20 protein-coding genes, 1 pseudogene and 1 other annotated feature are annotated in these 18,919 nt (G+C 52.2%); of the genes and pseudogenes, 9 read left to right on the top strand and 12 right to left on the bottom strand.

The features are described from left to right. Positions 1 to 5: 5 nt before the first annotated feature. Genes oppD through FDW88_RS00550 form a run of 3 tightly spaced genes read left to right on the top strand, consistent with a single transcriptional unit; the run spans position 6 to position 2,903 of the window. The gene (gene oppD / locus FDW88_RS00560) at positions 6 to 1,019 is read left to right on the top strand and encodes a murein tripeptide/oligopeptide ABC transporter ATP-binding protein OppD (RefSeq protein WP_096756800.1); all 1,014 of its coding nucleotides are present in this window, start codon (positions 6 to 8) and stop codon (positions 1,017 to 1,019) included. Continuing rightward, positions 1,016 to 2,020, top strand: a complete 1,005-nt coding sequence (gene oppF / locus FDW88_RS00555) for a murein tripeptide/oligopeptide ABC transporter ATP-binding protein OppF (RefSeq protein ID WP_096756801.1) — start codon at positions 1,016 to 1,018, stop codon at positions 2,018 to 2,020. The genes oppD and oppF overlap by 4 nt, the downstream gene beginning before the upstream one ends. Positions 2,021 to 2,066: 46 nt before the next feature. Continuing rightward, a complete protein-coding gene (locus tag FDW88_RS00550; RefSeq protein ID WP_096756802.1) occupies positions 2,067 to 2,903 on the top strand; it encodes an ion transporter in 837 nt (278 codons plus the stop codon). Between the two features lie 35 nt (positions 2,904 to 2,938). Here FDW88_RS00550 and FDW88_RS00545 read toward each other — a convergent pair whose 3' ends face one another. Beyond that, on the bottom strand, positions 2,939 to 3,268 hold the full coding sequence (locus FDW88_RS00545; protein ID WP_137361809.1) for an HI1450 family dsDNA-mimic protein: 330 nt from the start codon (positions 3,266 to 3,268) through the stop codon (positions 2,939 to 2,941). Between the two features lie 34 nt (positions 3,269 to 3,302). Next, positions 3,303 to 4,763 carry a cardiolipin synthase gene (cls, locus tag FDW88_RS00540; protein ID WP_096756804.1) on the bottom strand — a complete coding sequence of 487 codons (1,461 nt, stop codon included), beginning with the start codon at positions 4,761 to 4,763 and terminating at the stop codon, positions 3,303 to 3,305. Positions 4,764 to 4,905: 142 nt separating this feature from the next. Here cls and FDW88_RS00535 point away from each other — a divergent pair, with 142 nt between their 5' ends. Both FDW88_RS00535 and FDW88_RS22390 read left to right on the top strand, forming a co-directional pair. Next, entirely contained in the window at positions 4,906 to 5,079 is a 174-nt protein-coding gene (locus FDW88_RS00535; RefSeq protein ID WP_096756805.1) for a YciY family protein, read from the top strand. Between the two features lie 206 nt (positions 5,080 to 5,285). Next, a complete protein-coding gene (locus FDW88_RS22390) occupies positions 5,286 to 5,447 on the top strand; it encodes a hypothetical protein (protein WP_164496617.1) in 162 nt (53 codons plus the stop codon). A gap of 444 nt (positions 5,448 to 5,891) precedes the next feature. On the opposite strand, the gene FDW88_RS00530 is transcribed toward FDW88_RS22390, so the two are convergent. After that, positions 5,892 to 6,188 (bottom strand): YciI family protein, encoded by a 297-nt coding sequence (locus FDW88_RS00530; RefSeq protein WP_003020675.1) that lies wholly within the window; start codon positions 6,186 to 6,188, stop codon positions 5,892 to 5,894. A gap of 215 nt (positions 6,189 to 6,403) precedes the next feature. Between FDW88_RS00530 and tonB the strand changes: the two genes are divergently transcribed. Further along, the gene (tonB, locus tag FDW88_RS00525; RefSeq protein WP_212732606.1) at positions 6,404 to 7,129 is read left to right on the top strand and encodes a TonB system transport protein TonB; all 726 of its coding nucleotides are present in this window, start codon (positions 6,404 to 6,406) and stop codon (positions 7,127 to 7,129) included. An 80-nt stretch (positions 7,130 to 7,209) separates the two neighbouring features. On the opposite strand, the gene yciA is transcribed toward tonB, so the two are convergent. The 4 genes and pseudogenes from yciA to FDW88_RS22615 all read right to left on the bottom strand — a co-directional run. Further along, a complete protein-coding gene (gene yciA / locus FDW88_RS00520; protein ID WP_115258308.1) occupies positions 7,210 to 7,611 on the bottom strand; it encodes an acyl-CoA thioester hydrolase YciA in 402 nt (133 codons plus the stop codon). A gap of 155 nt (positions 7,612 to 7,766) precedes the next feature. After that, positions 7,767 to 8,306 carry a septation protein A gene (locus tag FDW88_RS00515; RefSeq protein WP_115258309.1) on the bottom strand — a complete coding sequence of 180 codons (540 nt, stop codon included), beginning with the start codon at positions 8,304 to 8,306 and terminating at the stop codon, positions 7,767 to 7,769. Positions 8,307 to 8,361: 55 nt separating this feature from the next. Beyond that, positions 8,362 to 9,105: a YciC family protein gene (locus FDW88_RS00510; RefSeq protein ID WP_137361807.1), complete on the bottom strand. Its 744-nt coding sequence runs from the start codon at positions 9,103 to 9,105 to the stop codon at positions 8,362 to 8,364. A gap of 28 nt (positions 9,106 to 9,133) precedes the next feature. Next, positions 9,134 to 9,220, bottom strand: a pseudogene (locus FDW88_RS22615) (YkgJ family cysteine cluster protein); the annotation flags it as partial. 278 nt (positions 9,221 to 9,498) lie between these two features. Between FDW88_RS22615 and ompW the strand changes: the two are divergent. The 3 genes from ompW to FDW88_RS00495 all read left to right on the top strand — a co-directional run bounded on the left by ompW (position 9,499) and on the right by FDW88_RS00495 (position 12,118). Beyond that, on the top strand, positions 9,499 to 10,137 hold the full coding sequence (gene ompW / locus FDW88_RS00505; RefSeq protein ID WP_096756809.1) for an outer membrane protein OmpW: 639 nt from the start codon (positions 9,499 to 9,501) through the stop codon (positions 10,135 to 10,137). A 131-nt stretch (positions 10,138 to 10,268) separates the two neighbouring features. Beyond that, positions 10,269 to 10,544: a hypothetical protein gene (locus tag FDW88_RS00500; RefSeq protein ID WP_137361806.1), complete on the top strand. Its 276-nt coding sequence runs from the start codon at positions 10,269 to 10,271 to the stop codon at positions 10,542 to 10,544. A gap of 101 nt (positions 10,545 to 10,645) precedes the next feature. Then, positions 10,646 to 12,118 carry a GGDEF domain-containing protein gene (locus FDW88_RS00495; RefSeq protein WP_117342897.1) on the top strand — a complete coding sequence of 491 codons (1,473 nt, stop codon included), beginning with the start codon at positions 10,646 to 10,648 and terminating at the stop codon, positions 12,116 to 12,118. Positions 12,119 to 12,151: 33 nt separating this feature from the next. On the opposite strand, the gene trpA is transcribed toward FDW88_RS00495, so the two are convergent. The 5 genes from trpA to FDW88_RS00470 are packed head-to-tail and all read right to left on the bottom strand — an operon-like array spanning position 12,152 to position 18,681. Continuing rightward, a complete protein-coding gene (gene trpA / locus FDW88_RS00490) occupies positions 12,152 to 12,958 on the bottom strand; it encodes a tryptophan synthase subunit alpha (RefSeq protein WP_117342896.1) in 807 nt (268 codons plus the stop codon). Continuing rightward, positions 12,958 to 14,151, bottom strand: a complete 1,194-nt coding sequence (trpB, locus tag FDW88_RS00485; RefSeq protein ID WP_117342895.1) for a tryptophan synthase subunit beta — start codon at positions 14,149 to 14,151, stop codon at positions 12,958 to 12,960. The genes trpA and trpB overlap by 1 nt, the downstream gene beginning before the upstream one ends. A 10-nt stretch (positions 14,152 to 14,161) precedes the next feature. Next, on the bottom strand, positions 14,162 to 15,523 hold the full coding sequence (gene trpCF / locus FDW88_RS00480) for a bifunctional indole-3-glycerol-phosphate synthase TrpC/phosphoribosylanthranilate isomerase TrpF (protein WP_249354859.1): 1,362 nt from the start codon (positions 15,521 to 15,523) through the stop codon (positions 14,162 to 14,164). Then, entirely contained in the window at positions 15,524 to 17,119 is a 1,596-nt protein-coding gene (trpD, locus tag FDW88_RS00475) for a bifunctional anthranilate synthase glutamate amidotransferase component TrpG/anthranilate phosphoribosyltransferase TrpD (protein WP_096756814.1), read from the bottom strand. Continuing rightward, entirely contained in the window at positions 17,119 to 18,681 is a 1,563-nt protein-coding gene (locus FDW88_RS00470) for an anthranilate synthase component 1 (protein WP_137361805.1), read from the bottom strand. Before FDW88_RS00470 ends, trpD begins: the two co-directional genes overlap by 1 nt. 23 nt (positions 18,682 to 18,704) lie before the next feature. Then, positions 18,705 to 18,799, bottom strand: a sequence feature (Trp leader region). Positions 18,800 to 18,919: the final 120 nt, after the last annotated feature.

The following is an 18,919-nucleotide window of genomic DNA, read 5'->3' as shown; positions in this document are numbered from 1 at the left end:
CAGCCATGAGCGTAATTGAAACCTCAACCGCGCCGCTCGCGCAACAACAGGCTAACGCACTGCTGGACGTGAAAGATCTGCGCGTGACGTTTGCCACCCCTGATGGGGATGTAACCGCGGTAAACGATCTGAACTTTTCGCTGCGTGCCGGTGAAACGCTGGGTATTGTCGGTGAATCTGGATCGGGGAAATCGCAAACGGCGTTTGCCCTGATGGGACTGCTGGCGGCCAATGGTCGCATCGGCGGTTCTGCGACGTTTAACGGACGTGAAATTCTTAATTTACCGGAACGCGAGCTGAACAAACTGCGCGCCGAACAAATTTCAATGATCTTTCAGGACCCCATGACCTCTCTGAACCCGTATATGCGGGTCGGAGAGCAGTTAATGGAGGTGCTGATGCTGCATAAAGGCATGAGTAAAGCCGAAGCGTTTGAAGAATCCGTCAGAATGCTGGATGCGGTCAAAATGCCGGAAGCGCGCAAGCGTATGAAGATGTATCCACATGAATTTTCAGGCGGGATGCGCCAGCGTGTGATGATCGCCATGGCGTTACAATGTCGGCCAAAGTTACTGATCGCCGATGAGCCGACAACCGCGCTCGATGTCACGGTTCAGGCGCAAATTATGACGCTACTGAATGAACTTAAGAGCGAATTCAATACCGCGATTATTATGATCACCCACGACCTCGGTGTGGTTGCCGGGATATGCGACAAGGTTCTGGTGATGTATGCCGGGCGCACCATGGAATATGGCAGCGCGCGCGATGTCTTTTATAAACCCGTTCATCCGTATTCTATTGGTTTGCTTAACGCGGTACCGCGTCTGGATGCTGAAGGGGAAGAGATGCTGACCATCCCGGGTAACCCGCCAAACCTGCTGCGTTTGCCAAAAGGATGCCCGTTCCAGCCTCGTTGTCCGCATGCGATGGAAATTTGTAGCAGTGCACCGCCGCTGGAAGAGTTTAGCCCAGGCCGCCTGCGCGCCTGCTTTAAACCGGTGGAGGAACTGGTATGACAACGGCAACTGAACAACGAAAAGTCTTGCTTGAGATAGCCGATCTTAAAGTCCATTTCGATATCAAAGACGGCAAGCAGTGGTTCTGGCAACCCTCACAAACACTGAAAGCCGTTGATGGCGTGACCCTGCGACTGTACGAAGGTGAAACGTTAGGGGTGGTGGGCGAGTCAGGCTGCGGTAAGTCTACCTTTGCCCGCGCCATTATTGGTCTGGTGAAAGCCACCGACGGCAAAGTGGCCTGGCTGGGTAAAGATTTGCTGGGTATGAAACCCGATGAGTGGCGCGCGGTGCGCAGCGATATTCAGATGATTTTCCAGGATCCGCTGGCTTCATTAAACCCGCGTATGACCATCGGTGAAATTATCGCAGAACCGCTGCGCACTTATCATCCCAGCCTGCCAGGGCAGGAAGTGCGCGATCGCGTGAAGGCAATGATGATGAAAGTCGGGCTGTTGCCAAATTTGATCAACCGCTATCCGCACGAATTTTCAGGCGGGCAGTGTCAGCGTATCGGGATTGCTCGCGCGCTGATCCTCGAGCCGAAGTTGATTATTTGCGATGAGCCGGTTTCGGCGCTGGACGTGTCGATTCAGGCGCAGGTAGTGAACCTGTTGCAACAACTGCAGCGTGAAATGGGATTATCGTTAATCTTTATTGCCCATGACCTGGCGGTGGTTAAACATATTTCCGATCGCGTGCTGGTAATGTACCTGGGGCATGCGGTAGAACTGGGCACTTACGACGAGGTGTACCATAACCCGCTGCATCCTTATACTAAAGCGCTGATGTCGGCGGTGCCGATCCCCGATCCCGATCAGGAGAGGAACAAAACCATCCAACTGTTGGAAGGCGAATTACCGTCACCGATCAATCCGCCGTCTGGTTGTGTGTTCCGTACCCGTTGTCCGATTGCCGGACCGGAATGTGCAAAAACGCGACCGGTTCTGGAAGGAAGTTTCCGCCACGCTGTTTCCTGCCTGAAAGTAGACCCGCTATAATCGTGAGGGCTGACAAAGGTCAGCCCTTCTTATAGATGAGGTGAATGTGTCTGGCTTTGTGTCCTCTGTCCGCCGCGCTGTCTATCGTAAATTATTCGATTTAAACACGCGCTCAGGTCGTCGTTTTGAAGGTCTGTGCGCGCTGTTTGCGTTGCTTAGCGTCATTGTCATCTTCGTCGAGTCGGGCGTCGGGACGCAATATCATTTAACGTATGATGAATGGCGTTCTTTTGTCTGGCTGGAGATCTTTATTACTCTGGTCTTCACCGCCGAATACTTGCTGCGATTATGCTGTTGGGCCAATCCGGCAAAATATGTGTTTAGTTTTTGGGGTATTATCGATTTGGCCACCATTTTGCCGCTGTATGTGATGTGGTTATGGCCAGAAATGAGTCTGAACTATGTGTTTGCCTGGCGAGCGATGCGGGCGATTCGTGTACTGCGGATCCTCAAGTTGTTGCGCTTTATGCCTTCGTTGATGGTGTTTTGGGGCGCCATAAAAAGTGCACGTCACCAGTTGATTCTGTTCTATTCGTTTATCGCCATTTTAATGATTATTTTCGGCGCGCTGATGTATCTCATTGAAGGGCCGAAGTATGGATTTGATACGCTGAATGCGTCGGTGTACTGGGCCATTGTGACGGTAACGACGGTTGGGTATGGGGATATCGCGCCGCACACGCCGTTAGGGCGTATGGTGGCGTCGGTGCTTATCCTGATCGGTTATTCAGTAATTGCAATACCCACGGGCTTGATTACTACGCACATGAGCAGCGCGTTTCAGCATCGGCAGAATCAGCGTCAATGCCCTCAGTGTCAGCAGCATCAGCACGAGCACAGCGCGCAATTTTGTAACCGCTGTGGAACAAAGCTTCCGAATTAAATAAAAAAAGCTGCCTGGGCAGCTTTTCTTTTGACTCATTCGCGCCAGAGAATATGGCAGAGCTTGTGATTTTTTTCACGGCATAACAAAACGCGTGCGAAAATATCGTTAATCTCGCCATCTTCTGAGTCGGCCAGACCAATCACCACTTCGGCAAAAAAGTCAGGATTCAGGTCAAAATCGACGTGCTCCTGCCAGTCTTCTGCCGGGTCAAATAACTCTGCGCCGCCGCGTTCTTCAAACTGTAAATTGAACAGAAGAACGTCAGCGGGGTCGAGATTGTCTGTCGCCAGTTCGAGAAAAATGTCATAAGCCTGCTCAAGCGTTTCGTCTTCAGTCAGGCGATTGTTCAAATCCATATCCATAATGACTACCTGTTTACCGTCTCTTGGGCACGTTTTACAGCAACGGACTAAAGAAGTAAAACAGTCGCTCGGTGATCCGTTGCCAGAGTGGCCTTTTTAGCCACAAACGCGCATCAAGCAGGCGCGAACGGGAGATGTAATCGTCCTGTACTGCCGCGAGATCGGCACCAAATCCGGCATCGTCAATCACCAGCGTGATCTCAAAATTCAGCCACAAGCTGCGCATATCCAGGTTTACGGTACCCACCAGACTCAGCTCACCATCGACCAGCACGCTCTTGGTGTGCAACAGACCCCCTTCAAACTGGTAAATTTTCACGCCAGCCGCCAGCAGCTCGGTGAAAAAGGCCCGACTTGCCCAGCCAACCAGCATAGAGTCATTTTTGCGGGGAAGAATAATGCTCACATCCACCCCACGCTGCGCCGCCGTACAGATGGCATGCAGCAGATCGTCGCTGGGGACGAAGTAGGGCGTGGTCATGATTAAATATTCACGCGCAGAGTATGCCGCGGTCAGTAAAGCCTGATGGATCAAATCCTCAGGAAAACCCGGGCCGGAGGCTATGGTATGAATGGTGTGCCCACTTGCCTGCTCAAATGGCATGATATTGGCATCCGGTGGCGGCGGTAAAATGCGCTTACCGGTCTCAATCTCCCAGTCACAGGAATAGACAATCCCCATCGCGGTGGCGACCGGACCTTCCATTCTTGCCATCAGATCAACCCATTGCCCGACGCCGGCATCCTGTTTAAAGAAACGCGGGTCAACCATGTTCATACTGCCGGTGTAAGCAATATAATTGTCGATCATTATCATCTTACGGTGTTGGCGCAGGTCCATGCGGCGTAAGAAGACACGCATCAAGTTAACCTTCAGTGCCTCAACGACCTCAATACCTGCATTACGCATCATCGCGGCCCACGGGCTGCGGAAGAACGCCACGCTGCCTGCGGAGTCCAGCATCAAGCGACAGTGAATACCGCGTCGTGCCGCGGCCATTAATGATTCTGCGACCTGATCGGCCATGCCGCCGGGTTGCCAGATATAAAACACCATCTCAATGTTATGCCGCGCCAGTTGAATGTCGCGGATCAACGCCTGCATCACGTCATCGGAACTGGTGAGCAACTGAAGCTGGTTTCCTTTAACGCCGCCGATACCCTGGCGACGTTCGCACAGCTTAAATAAAGACGAGGCGACGCTGCTGTTCTCCTGAGCAAAAATATGGTTACAGGCTTTTAGGTCGTTGAGCCACTTGGCCGTTGAAGGCCACATCGCTCTGGCGCGCTCGGCGCGACGTTTGCCCAAATGAAGTTCACCAAAAGACAGATAAGCAATGATCCCGACCAATGGCAGAATATAGATGATCAAAAGCCAGGCCATTGCAGAGGGCACTGCGCGTCGCTTCATCAGAATGCGTAATGTTACGCCAGCGATGAGTACCCAGTATCCCAGAATGACCAGCCAACTCACCACGGTGTAGAAGGTTGTCATAAATTTAAAAATCCTTTTGAAAGCGTATTGTTAAGAGTTTACGCATCAGGATTCATCTGGCAAATAAAAACACGGGAAAACTGCTGGTCTGCATTCGGTCAGGCGGTATAATGTCCGCTCTGTGACGGTAAGAGTGGTTAACATGAAACGTAGTAGAACGGAAGTGGGGCGCTGGCGGATGCAGCGTCAGGCCAGTCGCCGTAAAGCGCGTTGGCTTGAAGGACAATCGCGCCGCAATATGCGCATCCATACCATCAGAAAGTGCATTCTCAACCATCAACGTAACTCGTTGTTGTTTGCAATCCACAGCGTCTGATCAAAAAAGGGCATCGCTGGCGGTGCCCAATGACCACAGCACAACCCGCCATCTTTTATCCTCCCGGTTAATATTCTGCGTTATTCAATCAGCCCCCTTATTTATTGATTGCTCGTGTCGGATATGTTTGTAACAATGCGCCGGCAATAACTAATTATATAAATTTCACCAATATTTTTGTACGGTAATTGAAAAGCGGAGTTTAGATGAAGTATTTAATGGCGCTCATGCTGAGTGTGACGTTGTCTGGTTGCACGGCAAGCGACTGGATTGATGCTGCCGGTGGCATCATGCAGGCAACAGATAAAAATCAAAAAGACGCCAGGACTAAGCGAATCAATGCGGCTAATAAAGCTGCTGGATATTAAAGACCCAGTGAGTTAATGCCACTTCTGATGGCGTAATGCAGAAGTGGCATCGGGTGCCTCAGATGGATGCGGTGATATATCTTGTTGTTTTAAAAGTGATAAATTAGTGAGTTGAAATTTTATTGAGCTTGATGTATCTCTTTTCAGAAGTGAAACACATAATAAATTGACTATAATAAATAGTAATTTAATAGGAAGTCGACAGCATTCCCCTACCTTATTCTACGTCTATCGAAAAGACCGTCATTATTCATGAAACGATTCGCCGCATAACATTTTGCCAAATGCTTTAGCTTCTAACCACTAAGTGTTATATGCCATGATGAGTATTGAAATAGCAATAATACAGGTGCATTGAATATTATCTATTCAGATGCACCCTTGTGAATATTATAAGCGGGTAGATAATCACTCTACTTATTAATGTTAGTCTGACGTTGTTGCTTAAAATACTTTCTTATACGGTTTTACTGAAACTTGCGCATAAACGCCTGCCGCTACATACGGGTCAGCTTCAGCCCATGCTTGTGCAGCTTCGAGTGATTCAAATTCGGCAATGACGGTTGATCCGGTAAATCCGGCCGCACCCGGGTCGTTGCTATCCACGGCGGGCATAGGACCTGCGGTCAACAGGCGACCTTCGTCATGGAGAAGTTGCAGACGTGCCAGATGTGCCGGGCGCACGGAAAGGCGTTTTTCGAGAGAATCAGCGATATCTTGAGCATAAATAACGTACAGCACGGGAAGAGCTCCTTGAGCGGTAAAAGTCGTTAATTACGTTATTGGAAAGGCCTAACAACTGCAACGGAAAGATAACGGATTTGTTAAGCCCCTACTTTAGAAGTGGGTTATTATCATAAAATCGCGTTTTAAATGCCGCTTACCGCCATGGGCTTATTGAATATGATTGCTATTTGCATTTAAAATCAGGGCCTGGTTTTTTAACTGAAACGATTATGACTTCAATGACCCTTGATTTACCTCGTCGCTTTCCCTGGCCGACGTTACTTTCTGTCAGCGTTCATGGTGCTGTAGTGGCAGGACTGCTGTATACCTCGGTACATCAGGTTATTGAACTGCCTGCGCCCGCGCAGCCGATTTCTATCACGATGGTCGCGCCAGCTGACCTCGAACCGCCGCAGGTTGTTCAGCCGCCTCCGGAGCCCGTCGTCGAGCCAGAACCGGAACCCGAACCGATTCCTGAGCCGCCAAAGGAGGCACCGGTCGTTATTGAGAAACCGAAGCCAAAGCCAAAACCGAAGCCAAAACCGGTGAAAAAGGTGCAAGAACAGCCGAAACGTGACGTTAAACCGGTTGAATCACGCCCGGCTGCGCCAGTTGAAAACACCGCGCCTGCGCGCCCGACCACCAGTACCGCCCCGGCCACCAGCAAGCCGACCGTCAGTGCGCCTGCTGGCCCGCGTGCGCTGAGTCGTAATCAGCCACAGTATCCGGCACGTGCGCAGGCGCTGCGTATTGAAGGTCGTGTAAAAGTGAAATTTGACGTGACGGCAGATGGCCGGGTTGAGAACGTGGAGGTGCTTTCCGCGCAGCCCGCCAATATGTTTGAGCGTGAAGTGAAGAATGCCATGCGCAAATGGCGCTACGAGGCGGGCAAACCCGGCTCCGGACTGGTGGTGAATATTGTTTTCCGTCTGAACGGTACTGCGCAGATCGAGTAAGAAGTTGGCCGGATGAGGCGCTACGCCATCATCCGGCAATTAGCATAATGCTTGTCTGATTTCGACGTTAACGTGTCGTATCAGGCAGAGGCGGGGATCGGACGGGGTTTCCCATCTTTATCCACGGCCACGTAGATAAACAACGCTTCGGTGGCTTTGTAGCGTTGCCCAATTGGCTCAGATGCCACTTTCTTAACCCAGACTTCAATATTAATGCTGATGGATGTGTTACCGCGCTTCACACAGCGCGCATAGCAACAGACCACATCACCGACGGCAACCGGGCGTAAAAAACTCATTCCTTCCACTCGCACCGTGACCACACGACCGTGCGCGATTTCCTTGGCCTGAATAGCGCCACCGATATCCATTTGCGACATCAGCCAACCGCCAAAAATATCGCCGTTAGCATTGGTATCGGCTGGCATGGCCAGAGTACGTAAAACCAGCTCACCTTGAGGGGTGTTATTCGTTGTTGTCATTGTAGAACCGACTGTAGAGAAAGATTACAGGCGCGATGCTACTAGAATTTGTGGGCTGAGAACAGAGGGGATGCGGTGTACAACGCGGTGTTAAAGTGAGAGAAAGGTATGGTGGGTTAAAAATTCGCCAGATCCGCAGATCTGGCGAATGCACATTATGACTTATCTTCCTGCGGCAGATGACGGTAAATATATACCCCGCTCAGCAGCGTGAAGACCAACGTCAGGGCGGTTAAGCCAAACACTTTGAAGTTAACCCAGATATTTTGCGGCAGCCAAAACGCGATGTAGATATTCGCCAGACCGCACAGGATGAAAAAGACGGCCCAGGCCAGGTTCAGTTTCGACCATACCGGCTGCGGCAGCGTCAGTTCTTTACCTAACATGCGCTGAATCAGCGGTTTTTTCATCACCCACTGGCTGACCAGTAAGGCACCCGCAAACAGCCCATATATCACCGTTACCTTCCACTTAATGAATTCATCGTTGTGGAAGAAAACGGTCAGGCCGCCAAAAACAGCCACCAGAATAAAGGTGATCAACGCCATCTTCTCGACCTTGCGATAGCGAACCCAGCTGTAAATCAACACAATGGCCGTCGCGACAATCAGTGCCGAGGTCGCCGCATAGATGTCATAAAGCTTATAAAAAGCGAAAAAGACCACCAGCGGTAAAAAATCAAGAAACTGCTTCATTCTTCGATTCCGTAATCAAAAAGCATCGACCAAGAGGCCGGGATGCGTTCAGGGTTTATTGGCGAATCAGCATATACAGGCGGAACAAATAGATCAGCAAAACGGCAGAAATCATATTGCTCAGCGTATTCGCCACTACCGCGCCAACATTCGGCGTTAATACAGCAAAAGTGGGGGCGAGCAGCAACAGTGACGTTTTTGCCAGCAGCCAACCGATCACAGCGGGCGCAACCAGTCGCATGTGAGACCACGCCAAACGCATACTGTTGCGCATGGCTGCAAAGACACCCATCTTATCCTGAACCATCATCACTGGCGCAAGCGACAGCAGAATGGCCAGCACAATACCGGGTACAACGACCAGCATAATCCCGATTTGCACCAGCAGGGTAGTCAGAAAAATCAGAATAAACAGCTTAGGCAATACCGGTGCACTGGCACCAATGGCCCGCAACGCGCTGACTCGATGGCCTGCTGAAATTAACTGGATCATCAGAATAATACCGCCCGCGAGGATGGCATTGCCGATAAGTCCAGAAAATGTCGATGCCGCTGACGCACGTAGCAGGATTTGCTGCTGTTCCGGTGTCATGTTCTGCACCAGGTCGAACAGTCCCACGCTGTTGGTTATCTGATCCCCTTCACTGAGTTGCGCAATCTGCGCGTCGCTGGGGGAAAAAGCATGCCCGAACACCACCGTGATAAACGCGCACAACAGCGATACCAGCAAGATGGTAATGAATTGATTACGGAAAAAGTTTCCCGTGTCACGGTAAACGGACTTCGCCGTGATTGACATGCACTCTCCTTGAGTTTTGCAGGTGTTCATTTGCGGGCAATTGTACCCTGGATAACTCAACAGTGGCAGCATCGCGAGGTGTATGGAAAAGCATATCTTTGTAAAGCGGCGGTAATTTTTGGCTATGACTTCAGCATTATGCAACAACGCTGCTTGTTCTCTGTACACCATGGCTCATTACGTCCGTATACCATTGAAGGGAAATGCTCACAGGGTGGAAATATATCAAAATTGATCTGAATTAAGTTAACCAGGATTTTGAATGCAAGTTCTAACTTAATCTGGATCAATAAATGTTAAATTACAGACGTCAATGTGATCTGTGTTAGATCATTTATTACTCCATTGTAGGTATATTCGTTCCGCTTTTATAACCATAACGATGGAGCGGACATGAAAAAATTAACAGTGGCAGCATTGGCATTAACAACTCTACTTTCCGGGAATGCATTTGCGCATGAAGCGGGAGAGTTCTTTATTCGCGCAGGTTCTGCAACCGTAAGACCGACGGAAGGTGCGGGCGGTACGCTGGGAAGTTTGGGCGGTTTTGACGTCAGCAATAACACGCAACTGGGGCTGACATTCACCTATATGGCGACCGACAATATTGGTGTCGAATTACTGGCCGCAACGCCGTTTCGTCATAAAATCGGCACCTCAACCACCGGGGATATCGCGACCGTTCACCATTTACCGCCAACGCTAATGGCGCAGTGGTACTTTGGCGACTCCAGCAGCAAGTTGCGTCCTTACGTTGGCGTCGGCGTTAACTACACCACGTTCTTCGACGAAGGATTTAACGATAACGGCAAAGAAACCGGATTATCTGACCTGAGCCTGAAAGACTCCTGGGGTGCGGCGGGACAGGTGGGGATGGACTACTTAATCAACCGCGACTGGCTGATTAACATGTCGGTCTGGTACATGGATATCGACACCACCGCGAGCTACAAACTGGCTGGTGCACAGCAGCACGATAACGTACGCCTCGATCCGTGGGTGTTTATGTTCTCTGCGGGTTATCGTTTCTAACGCTGTGATTCAAATGTGAAAAGACGGGGCGAGCGTTGTCCCGTCTTTTGGCTCCTGTTTTTTCCCTCCCGCCTTTTCACCCTTCGATCAAATGCTACTCTTTAAGCAAACCTGCTTTGAGGGCATTGACGATGGAATTGTCCCGCCAACAGCTGCAACAAAAAATTTCACTTCTGGAATCATCACCCAACGATGACATAGCAGAATTCGCCCTGTATGCTGCGCGCGCACTGCTGGGGTATATGACTCGGGTGGAGAGACTTGAACACGCTCTGGCCGTACCGATCAAATTACCTTATTGCAGTGCCAGCCCGGTTTGCGAAATTGAAGCGGGTTATGCCGCCGGCGTCAGCGACTGCCGTGAGGCCATTCGCCGGGCGGGCTATCTGCTCGATGGTGAAGACTAGTTTGCGCATTTGTTAATAAAGATATGCTTTTTATGGGTAAATCTGTAACTTAGCGCTCAAGTAACTGATTTGGCAATGCGGGTAACTATCAGGGTGGACGCGTGAAGATTGTGCAGGATAAGCTCAGAAACAGGCAGGCGTTGCTGGTCTCTGGCCTCATTACACTGATATTTACATCACTGTTCCTGTTCATCATTTACGAGCAGCGTACGGCCACCGCAAGTGAAGGTATCAACCGTCTCCAAACGCGTCTCATGGACATCTTTAACGACAATGAACTGATCGCGGACGCCATCGGTGAGCGTTATCACCACACCATTAATGGTGGACGATGTGGCAGCAAGTCGCGCTTTGTTCCGCGCGAGGAGGGGGAGTGGGGAATCAACGCCGATCGAAAGCGGATACATTCGGCATCTGGAGCCATTATCGCTAAGCAGCCCAGCCAGCAGGCCCTGTGTATGTTTACCGCCGCAGAGTTTATCCGCGGAATGGTGAATGAGCTCAATCCGGGCACTTTCGACGCGCATCGTTATATTATCGCCAAAGACGCAGATTATTTTTACTGGTTTACTCCTGCCGACTCTCACAATTTTTCTTTCGCTGACTCCGAGATGGCGCTCGATATTTCCAATTTTTTCTACCCGCCGGTCGATTTTTATACCCGACTACTGCAAAAAAACGTCAAAAACAAAGCCCTTAGTTCGACCAATTTTTACACCGATAAAATCACCGGTGATAAGGCGTACAGTGTCGTTAGCTATATTTACGATCTGTCAGGCGATGATATCTCCGATCATATCGTGGCGTACCTGGTTTATGACCATTCGAAACCGGAATTGCAAGATGAGTTGGCAAACGCGTTTGAATACCAGCTTCCGCCGGGTCTTAATGTGGCATTGGTTAATTTACTCAACAACGAGAGTCTCTGTTTAGCGGGGAAATGCGCAAACCTGAACAACGCTCATGTCAGGATGTTGTCAGAAAAGTACGCGCTGCACTATTCGATCTCGTTAGGTCGTTTTATGGTACACGATGCGCATGCCGGAATTGTGATTCTTTTGGCGCCGTTCTTCTTTATTATCATTAGCTTTTCGTTGAAATCGTGGCTGAATGAAAGCGATCTAAAGGTGTATATCGATTCGCTGACCGGTTGTTTTAACCGCAGGATCCTCGACATTATTAAACGCCGGGATTTATCCCATTGTTCGGTGGTACTTCTGGACTGTAATAAGTTTAAGGCCGTCAACGACACCTGGGGCCACGCGGCCGGGGATCGCGCACTGCAAACCATTGCCAACAGAATGCTGTCTAATACCCGAACCAGTCACGATCTGGTGATTCGTACCGGCGGGGATGAGTTTATGATCCTGCTGTTTCGCTCTCAGGCGAGTGACGCTATCGCCATCGCTGAGCGTATTAGCGGTCAGGTCAATAATCACGTATTTGTGGTGGAGGGGCACACTGTGCCGCTGTCGGTGTCATGGGGAATTGCGGAAGTGAACGGTGAACTGGATGTGGCTATTCAGAACGCAGATAACGCCATGTACAAAATGAAGCAGGCGAAAGAAGGATAAAACCGCCAGATTTACGCTGGCGGTTGTGGCTTATTACTGATGCGTGGCGGCTTTCATCGCGCTGACAAAAGCCCTTAGCTCTGTCAGCATCTGTTCCGGTGCGGTGACATTTTTCTCGATAATTTTCACAATCGCCGAGCCTGAAATCGCCCCGGCAGCACCTGCTTCAATCGCCCCCGCGACCTGCTCAGGCGCTGAGATACCGAAGCCTTGCAACGACGGCGGTGCATTGTATTGTTTCAGCTTCTCGACCAGATGATGCAGCGGTAGCGCAGCACGCTTTTCGGCGCCAGTCACGCCAGCACGAGACAACAGATAGGTATAACCGCGACCATGGGACGCAATCTGGCGCAGCAGGTCGTCATCAGCGTTCGGCGGGCAGATGAAAATCGGTGCCACGTTGTGGCGCAGTGCCGCTGTCCGGAATGGCGCAGACTCCTCAACCGGCACATCGGCGACTAACACTGAATCCACGCCGACTTTTTCACACTGGGCGTAAAATTCGTCAATGCCTTTACTGAACACCAGATTGGCGTACATCAGCAGGCCAACAGGGATGTTGGGATGTTTTTGACGGATCAGCGCCAGCATTTCGAAGCATTGCGACGGCGTGACGCCTGCGGCAAAAGCACGTAAAGTCGCATCCTGAATGGTCGGGCCGTCAGCCAGCGGGTCGGAGAAGGGGATCCCGAGTTCGAGCGCATCAGCTCCGGCGTCGATCAGCGTATCAATAATCTTCAGCGACTGCTCAACAGAAGGGTCGCCGAGGGTGACGAAGGGGACAAATGCACCTTCTTTTCGGTCCTTCAGCTGTGCAAACAGGTTTTCATAACGTTCCATCAGATTTCCCCTCGTGCTTTCAGAATATCGTGTACGGTGAAGATGTCTTTGTCGCCGCGACCGGAGAGATTTACCACTAGCAGCTGCTCTTTGTCCGGATCCTCACGCATCATTTTCAACGCGTGCGCCAGGGCATGTGATGACTCCAGGGCCGGAATGATCCCTTCATGCAGGCACAGGGTTTTAAAGGCTTCCAGCGCTTCGTCATCGGTAATCGATACGTAATCGGCACGGCCAATACTATTCAGGTAAGCATGCTGTGGCCCGACGGACGGGAAATCCAGACCCGCTGAAATCGAATAGGACTCTTCGATTTGCCCCTCTTCGGTTTGCATCATCGGCGATTTCATGCCGAAGTAAATTCCGACGCGACCATGCTTCAACGGCGCGCCGTGTTCACCGGACTCAATCCCGTGACCGCCCGGCTCAACGCCAATCAACCCGACGCTGGTGTCATTAATAAAATCAGCAAACATACCGATAGCATTCGACCCACCACCCACGCAGGCGATAACGGCATCCGGCAGACGACCTTCTTTTTCGAGGATCTGCGCTTTGGTTTCTTCGCCGATCATGCGCTGGAACTCACGCACAATAGTTGGGAAAGGATGTGGGCCAGCCGCCGTACCAAGCATATAGTGCGCAGTATCGTAGCTGCCAGACCAGTCGCGCAGCGCTTCATTACAGGCATCTTTCAGCGTGGCGGAGCCGCTGTGTACCGGGATCACCTCGGCGCCCATCAGCCGCATACGGAACACGTTGGGAGACTGACGTTCGATGTCTTTCGCACCCATATAGATGCGACACTTCAGGCCAAGCAAGGCACAGGCGAGCGCGGAAGCTACGCCGTGTTGACCGGCACCTGTTTCAGCGATGATCTCGGTTTTACCCATACGTTTTGCCAGCAGCGCCTGACCCAACACCTGGTTAGTCTTGTGCGCACCGCCGTGCAGCAAGTCTTCACGCTTCAGATACAGGGTAGTGCGAGTACCCGCGGTGATGTTCTGGCATTTGGTCAGCGCGGTAGGGCGGCCTGCATAGTTTTTCAGCAGGTCGGTAAACTGCGCCTGAAACTCAGGATCTTTCTGCGCGCTGACGAAGGCTTCTTCCAGCTGGCGCAGGGCAGGCATCAGAATCTGTGGCACATACATGCCGCCAAATTCACCAAAATAGGGGTTGAGTAATGTTGTCATATCCTTTTCCTTAATATGCGCGCAGTGTTTGAAAGACCGAGGCCAGCAGACGCGCATCTTTGATGCCCGGCTGCGACTCTACGCCAGAATTGAAATCGAGACCGGCACAGCCGGTTTTAGCCGCGTCGACGCAGTTATCTGCACCGAGTCCGCCAGCCAGTAAAACGTTATCCAGTGATTGCCCACCCAACAGCGACCAGTCAAAGCGCTGTCCGCTGCCGCCCTGGCCGTTATCGAAAACGTATTTATCAACATGCTGATAGCTGCGGACTGGCAGTGACTCGCCCACGCTCAGCGCCTTCCAGATTTGCACCTGTTGCGGTAATGCCGCACGCAGCGTATCGATATAAGTCTGATCTTCGTTCCCGTGCAGTTGCACGGCTGTCAGTGATAAATGCCCGACGGTGGAGCACACGTCATCAATATTGCTGTCGCGAAACACGCCAACGTACTGTAGCGGCGCACCTGTCATGACCTCACGAGCCTGCTCAATATTGACGGCACGTGGTGAAGAAGGAACAAAAATCAGTCCGCCATAAATTGCGCCGGATTCATACGCCGTATGGGCATCCTGTGCGCGCGTCAGTCCGCAGACTTTATTCTCGCCGAGCAGCACGCGACGTACCGCTGCATGCAGGTCCTGATGCGACATCAGCGCGGAGCCAATCAGAAAACCGTTGGCGAAATGGCTGAGTTCGCGCACCTGGCCGTAGGTATTAATGCCGGACTCGCTGATGACGGTCACGCCGTGGCCCAGTCGCGGTGCCAGTTGGCGGGTGCGATTGAGGTCAATCGACAGATCGCGCAGGTCGCGGTTGTTAATGCCCACGACTTTTGCGCCAAGCGCAATGGCACGCTCCAGCTCTTCTTCGTTGCTGACCTCGGTCAGCACACCCATTTTCAGGCTGTGTGCCACGGCGGCAAGCTGACGATATTGTTCGTCATCCAGCACGGACAGCATCAGTAAACAAGCGTCAGCCTGGTAATGACGGGCCAGGTAAATCTGGTAAGGATCGATAATAAAGTCTTTACACAGAATCGGCTGTGGTGCGATGCGGCTGACGATGGGCAGGAAATCAAAGCTTCCCTGGAAATATTTCTCGTCGGTCAGCACAGAAATCGCCGAGGCATAATGTTTATACACACCCGCAATATGTGCCGGGTCAAAGTCATCACGGATCACGCCTTTTGACGGAGAGGCTTTTTTGCACTCCAGAATAAACGCGGTCCGCGCGCCTTGCAGCGCATCATAAAAATGTCGCGAGCTTGGCTGAACATCATTTTGAAAGCTGGCCAACGGTTGTTGCTGTTTGCGGGCTTCTACCCAAATCGCCTTGTCTGCGACAATTTTCGCTAAAACGGTTTGCATCATTTACCCTCTTGCTGCCAGGGCGGTGACCCGGTCATAGGCCGCACCGCTACGCAGGACATTAATCACGATTTGTGCGTTGGCTTTTAAATCTTCTTCGCCGTGCAGGCGCATTAACATGGCGACATTCGCTGCCACGGCGGCCTCGTGCGCGGCTTCACCTTTACCTTGTAACAAGCGACTGAGAATGTCACGGTTTTCTTCCGGCGTGCCGCCCGCCAGCTGTTCCTGGTGATATGGCGTCAGGCCAAAGTCGTCTGCCGTCAGCTGATAACTCTTGATTTCGCCGTCATGCAATTCGGCCACAATGGTCGGTGCATGCAGCGAAACTTCATCCATTCCGCCGCTGTGCACCACGGCTGCACGCTGATATCCCAGCACGCGCAGGGTTTCGGCAATGGGCAGTACCAGTTCCGGGCTGTAGACGCCGATCAGCGCCAGCGGCGGATGCGCAGGGTTAATCAGCGGCCCGAGCACGTTAAACAGCGTGCGGGTTTTGAGCTGCTGACGAACCGGCATGGCGTGACGAAAACCGGTGTGATATTTCGGTGCAAACAGGAAACATACGCCCAGTTCGTCAAGCGCCAGGCGCGACTTATCGGCATTCATATCCAGGTTGATGCCAAAGGCCGCCAGCAGATCGGATGATCCTGATTTACTGGAGACGCTACGGTTACCGTGCTTCGCTACCTTTAACCCACAGGCTGCGGCGACAAACGCGCTGGCGGTGGAAATATTGATGCTGTTACTGCCGTCACCGCCGGTCCCGACAATGTCGGCAAACAGATAGTCCGGACGTGGGAACGGCGCGGCGTTCTCCAGCAGGGCCGTCGCCGCCCCGGCAATTTCATTCGGATGCTCACCGCGCACTTTCATGCTGACCAGTGCGGCAGCCAGCTGCTCCGGCTTCAATTCACCGCGCACGACTGCAGAGAACAATTGGTGGCTCTCCTGCTGGGACAGCGTCTGGGCCTGATACAGTTTTTCGAGAATAGGCTGCAGCGTGTTGGTTTGTTCAAGCTTCTGCTGTGCCCAGGCCAGCGTTTGCTCCAGCAGACGCGCGCCCTGAGTGGTGAGAATTGATTCCGGATGGAACTGGAATCCGCACACGCGGTCGGTGTCGTGGCGAACCGCCATCACCATGCCGTTGAAGTGGGCGTTAATGGTTAGTCCCGCCGGGACGTTGCTGCCGACCAGTGAATGGTAACGCGCCACAGGCAAGGGATTAGCCAGACCGGCGAACATTTCCTGACCGTCGTGTTCAATACTGGAGGCTTTGCCGTGCAGGATTTCTCCCGCCTGACCTACATATCCGCCGTAAGCTTCGACAATCGCCTGATGCCCAAGGCAAATACCGATAATCGGCAATTTGCCGCGCAGGCGAGTCAACAACTCCGGCATGCAGCCTGCTTCGCTTGGCGCGCCCGGACCTGGCGAAAGCATCAGTACCGGGTTTTTCATGGTCGCTAAGCGGTCAATTAAGGTCTGAGCCGGGATATGGTTGCGATAAATCACCACGTTGTGGCCGTTGGTACGCAGCTGATCTGCCAGGTTATAGGTAAAAGAGTCAATGTTATCGAGCAGCAGAATATCAGCCATTAGAAAATCTCCTGTGCGTGGTGTGCTGTGGCGATAGCACGCAGAACCGCACGCGCTTTATTACGGGTTTCATCGGCTTCAGACTGCGGTACAGAGTCCAGAACAATCCCGGCACCCGCCTGCACGGTGGCGATACCGTCTTCTACCAGGGCAGAACGAATCACAATGCACGTGTCCAGATCACCGTGGGCGGTGAAGTAACCGACCGCGCCGCCATAGCTACCGCGGCGGCGACCTTCAGCCTCGGCGATAAGCTGCATGGCGCGCACTTTCGGCGCACCGCTCAGCGTGCCCATGTTCATACAGGCACGGTATGCATGCAGGACGTCCAGGTCATGACGCAGTTCGCCGACCACGCGGGAAACCAGGTGCATCACGAAGGAATACCGGTCAACTTTGGTCAGGTCGGCCACGTAGCGACTGCCCGGGGTACAGATACGTGCCAGGTCATTACGCGCCAGGTCCACCAGCATCAGGTGCTCGGAAAGTTCTTTATGGTCAGTGCGCATTTCCAGCTCAATACGGCTGTCGAGATCGCGGTCCAGCGAGCCGTCAGCACGACGGCCGCGTGGGCGAGTCCCGGCAATGGGGTAGATCTCAATCTGGCGGCTGGTGGCGTCGTATTTCAGCGAACTTTCCGGCGAGGCGCCGAACAACGTGAAATCGTTATCCTGCATAAAGAACATGTACGGGCTGGGATTGCTCTTTTTCAGAACATAATAGGCAGCAAGTGGTGACGGGCAGGGCAGTGAAAAGCGGCGGGAAGGCACCACCTGGAAAATCTCACCGGCACGAATAGCTTTTTGCAAACCGCGCACGACGGTACCGAACTCTTCATCGCTCTGATTACACTCGCAGCGCATTTCTGGTACTTCAATAACGGGCAGCGGCGGCGCGGGTTCGGTTAACTGCTGGCTCAACTGCGCCAGTCGGTGGGCCAGACGCTGTTTTTCTTCCTCGCAGGGCGTGAACACGCTGGCCTGAATACGGGTGCTTTTTTTCTGGTGGTCAATGACCATCAGGGTTTCGGCCAGGTAGAAGCAGTAATCAGGGCAGCGGTTGCCGGCTTCAAGCTGGGGTAAATCTTCGAATCCAGCGACCAGATCGTAGGAAAACAGACCGCCGAAGAACATGGCTTCACGCTCCTGCTCCGGCACATTCACCAGTTCCTGCATTAAACGGAACGTGTCAAAGACCGACAGGGAACATAAGCGGGCATCTTCATCCAGCAGTGGGCTGACGGCCGGAAAACGCAACTGGCGGGTATTCGGCTGTTGTTGGTTTTCAACACCAGTTGGCAAGGCGGCATCCAGCAACGGGAGCAGGGAGGCTCCATTCGCTGACAACGCCTGAATGGTAACGGTGTCACCTAAGGCGGTAATACGCAGCGCGCTGTCGACCAACAGCAGACTCTTCAGGTCGTCCTTGCTGTCGATATCGGCGGATTCCAGTAACAATGTCGCCGGGCGCGCGCCGCAGACCTGATGAAACAGCTCGGTCGGGTTGTTACGGTAGGCGGCGTCACAGGCCAGCAGTTCGAGTGTCGGTTTTTGTGTTTGCATCGTTATTCTCATTAATTTTGTTCAAAAAAAAGCCCGCTTAGTTGGCGGGCCGGGTATCTGGTTGCATATTGCAGACGTAAGACACTGCCCGAAATCAGGAAGTGCGCCACCCACCGTGCAGGACATATGTTGCTTTCATCTCAGATACCTTCTTTCTTCATGTGAACTTGCGTACTAGTTAACTAGTTCAATGGAATAAAGTCAACACCTGATTTCAGTAAATTTGTCTAAAACGCTA

The organism is Citrobacter sp. wls829 (assembly GCF_005280825.1).
Classification (GTDB): domain Bacteria; phylum Pseudomonadota; class Gammaproteobacteria; order Enterobacterales; family Enterobacteriaceae; genus Citrobacter; species Citrobacter gillenii.
Note: the sequence above shows the minus strand (reverse complement) of the source record. Positions and strands in the feature narration are given on the sequence as shown.

Excerpts from the sequence above, each read along its gene's own strand:
- oppD (WP_096756800.1), top strand. The coding sequence starts at position 6 with ATGAGCGTAATTGAAACCTCAACCGCGCCGCTCGCGCAACAACAGGCT.
- oppF (WP_096756801.1), top strand. The coding sequence starts at position 1,016 with ATGACAACGGCAACTGAACAACGAAAAGTCTTGCTTGAGATAGCCGAT.
- FDW88_RS00545 (WP_137361809.1), bottom strand. The coding sequence starts at position 3,268 with ATGGATATGGATTTGAACAATCGCCTGACTGAAGACGAAACGCTTGAG.
- cls (WP_096756804.1), bottom strand. The coding sequence starts at position 4,763 with ATGACAACCTTCTACACCGTGGTGAGTTGGCTGGTCATTCTGGGATAC.
- FDW88_RS00535 (WP_096756805.1), top strand. The coding sequence starts at position 4,906 with ATGAAACGTAGTAGAACGGAAGTGGGGCGCTGGCGGATGCAGCGTCAG.
- FDW88_RS22390 (WP_164496617.1), top strand. The coding sequence starts at position 5,286 with ATGAAGTATTTAATGGCGCTCATGCTGAGTGTGACGTTGTCTGGTTGC.
- tonB (WP_212732606.1), top strand. The coding sequence starts at position 6,404 with ATGACTTCAATGACCCTTGATTTACCTCGTCGCTTTCCCTGGCCGACG.
- yciA (WP_115258308.1), bottom strand. The coding sequence starts at position 7,611 with ATGACAACAACGAATAACACCCCTCAAGGTGAGCTGGTTTTACGTACT.
- FDW88_RS00515 (WP_115258309.1), bottom strand. The coding sequence starts at position 8,306 with ATGAAGCAGTTTCTTGATTTTTTACCGCTGGTGGTCTTTTTCGCTTTT.
- FDW88_RS00510 (WP_137361807.1), bottom strand. The coding sequence starts at position 9,105 with ATGTCAATCACGGCGAAGTCCGTTTACCGTGACACGGGAAACTTTTTC.
- ompW (WP_096756809.1), top strand. The coding sequence starts at position 9,499 with ATGAAAAAATTAACAGTGGCAGCATTGGCATTAACAACTCTACTTTCC.
- FDW88_RS00500 (WP_137361806.1), top strand. The coding sequence starts at position 10,269 with ATGGAATTGTCCCGCCAACAGCTGCAACAAAAAATTTCACTTCTGGAA.
- trpA (WP_117342896.1), bottom strand. The coding sequence starts at position 12,958 with ATGGAACGTTATGAAAACCTGTTTGCACAGCTGAAGGACCGAAAAGAA.
- trpB (WP_117342895.1), bottom strand. The coding sequence starts at position 14,151 with ATGACAACATTACTCAACCCCTATTTTGGTGAATTTGGCGGCATGTAT.
- trpCF (WP_249354859.1), bottom strand. The coding sequence starts at position 15,523 with ATGATGCAAACCGTTTTAGCGAAAATTGTCGCAGACAAGGCGATTTGG.
- trpD (WP_096756814.1), bottom strand. The coding sequence starts at position 17,119 with ATGGCTGATATTCTGCTGCTCGATAACATTGACTCTTTTACCTATAAC.
- FDW88_RS00470 (WP_137361805.1), bottom strand. The coding sequence starts at position 18,681 with ATGCAAACACAAAAACCGACACTCGAACTGCTGGCCTGTGACGCCGCC.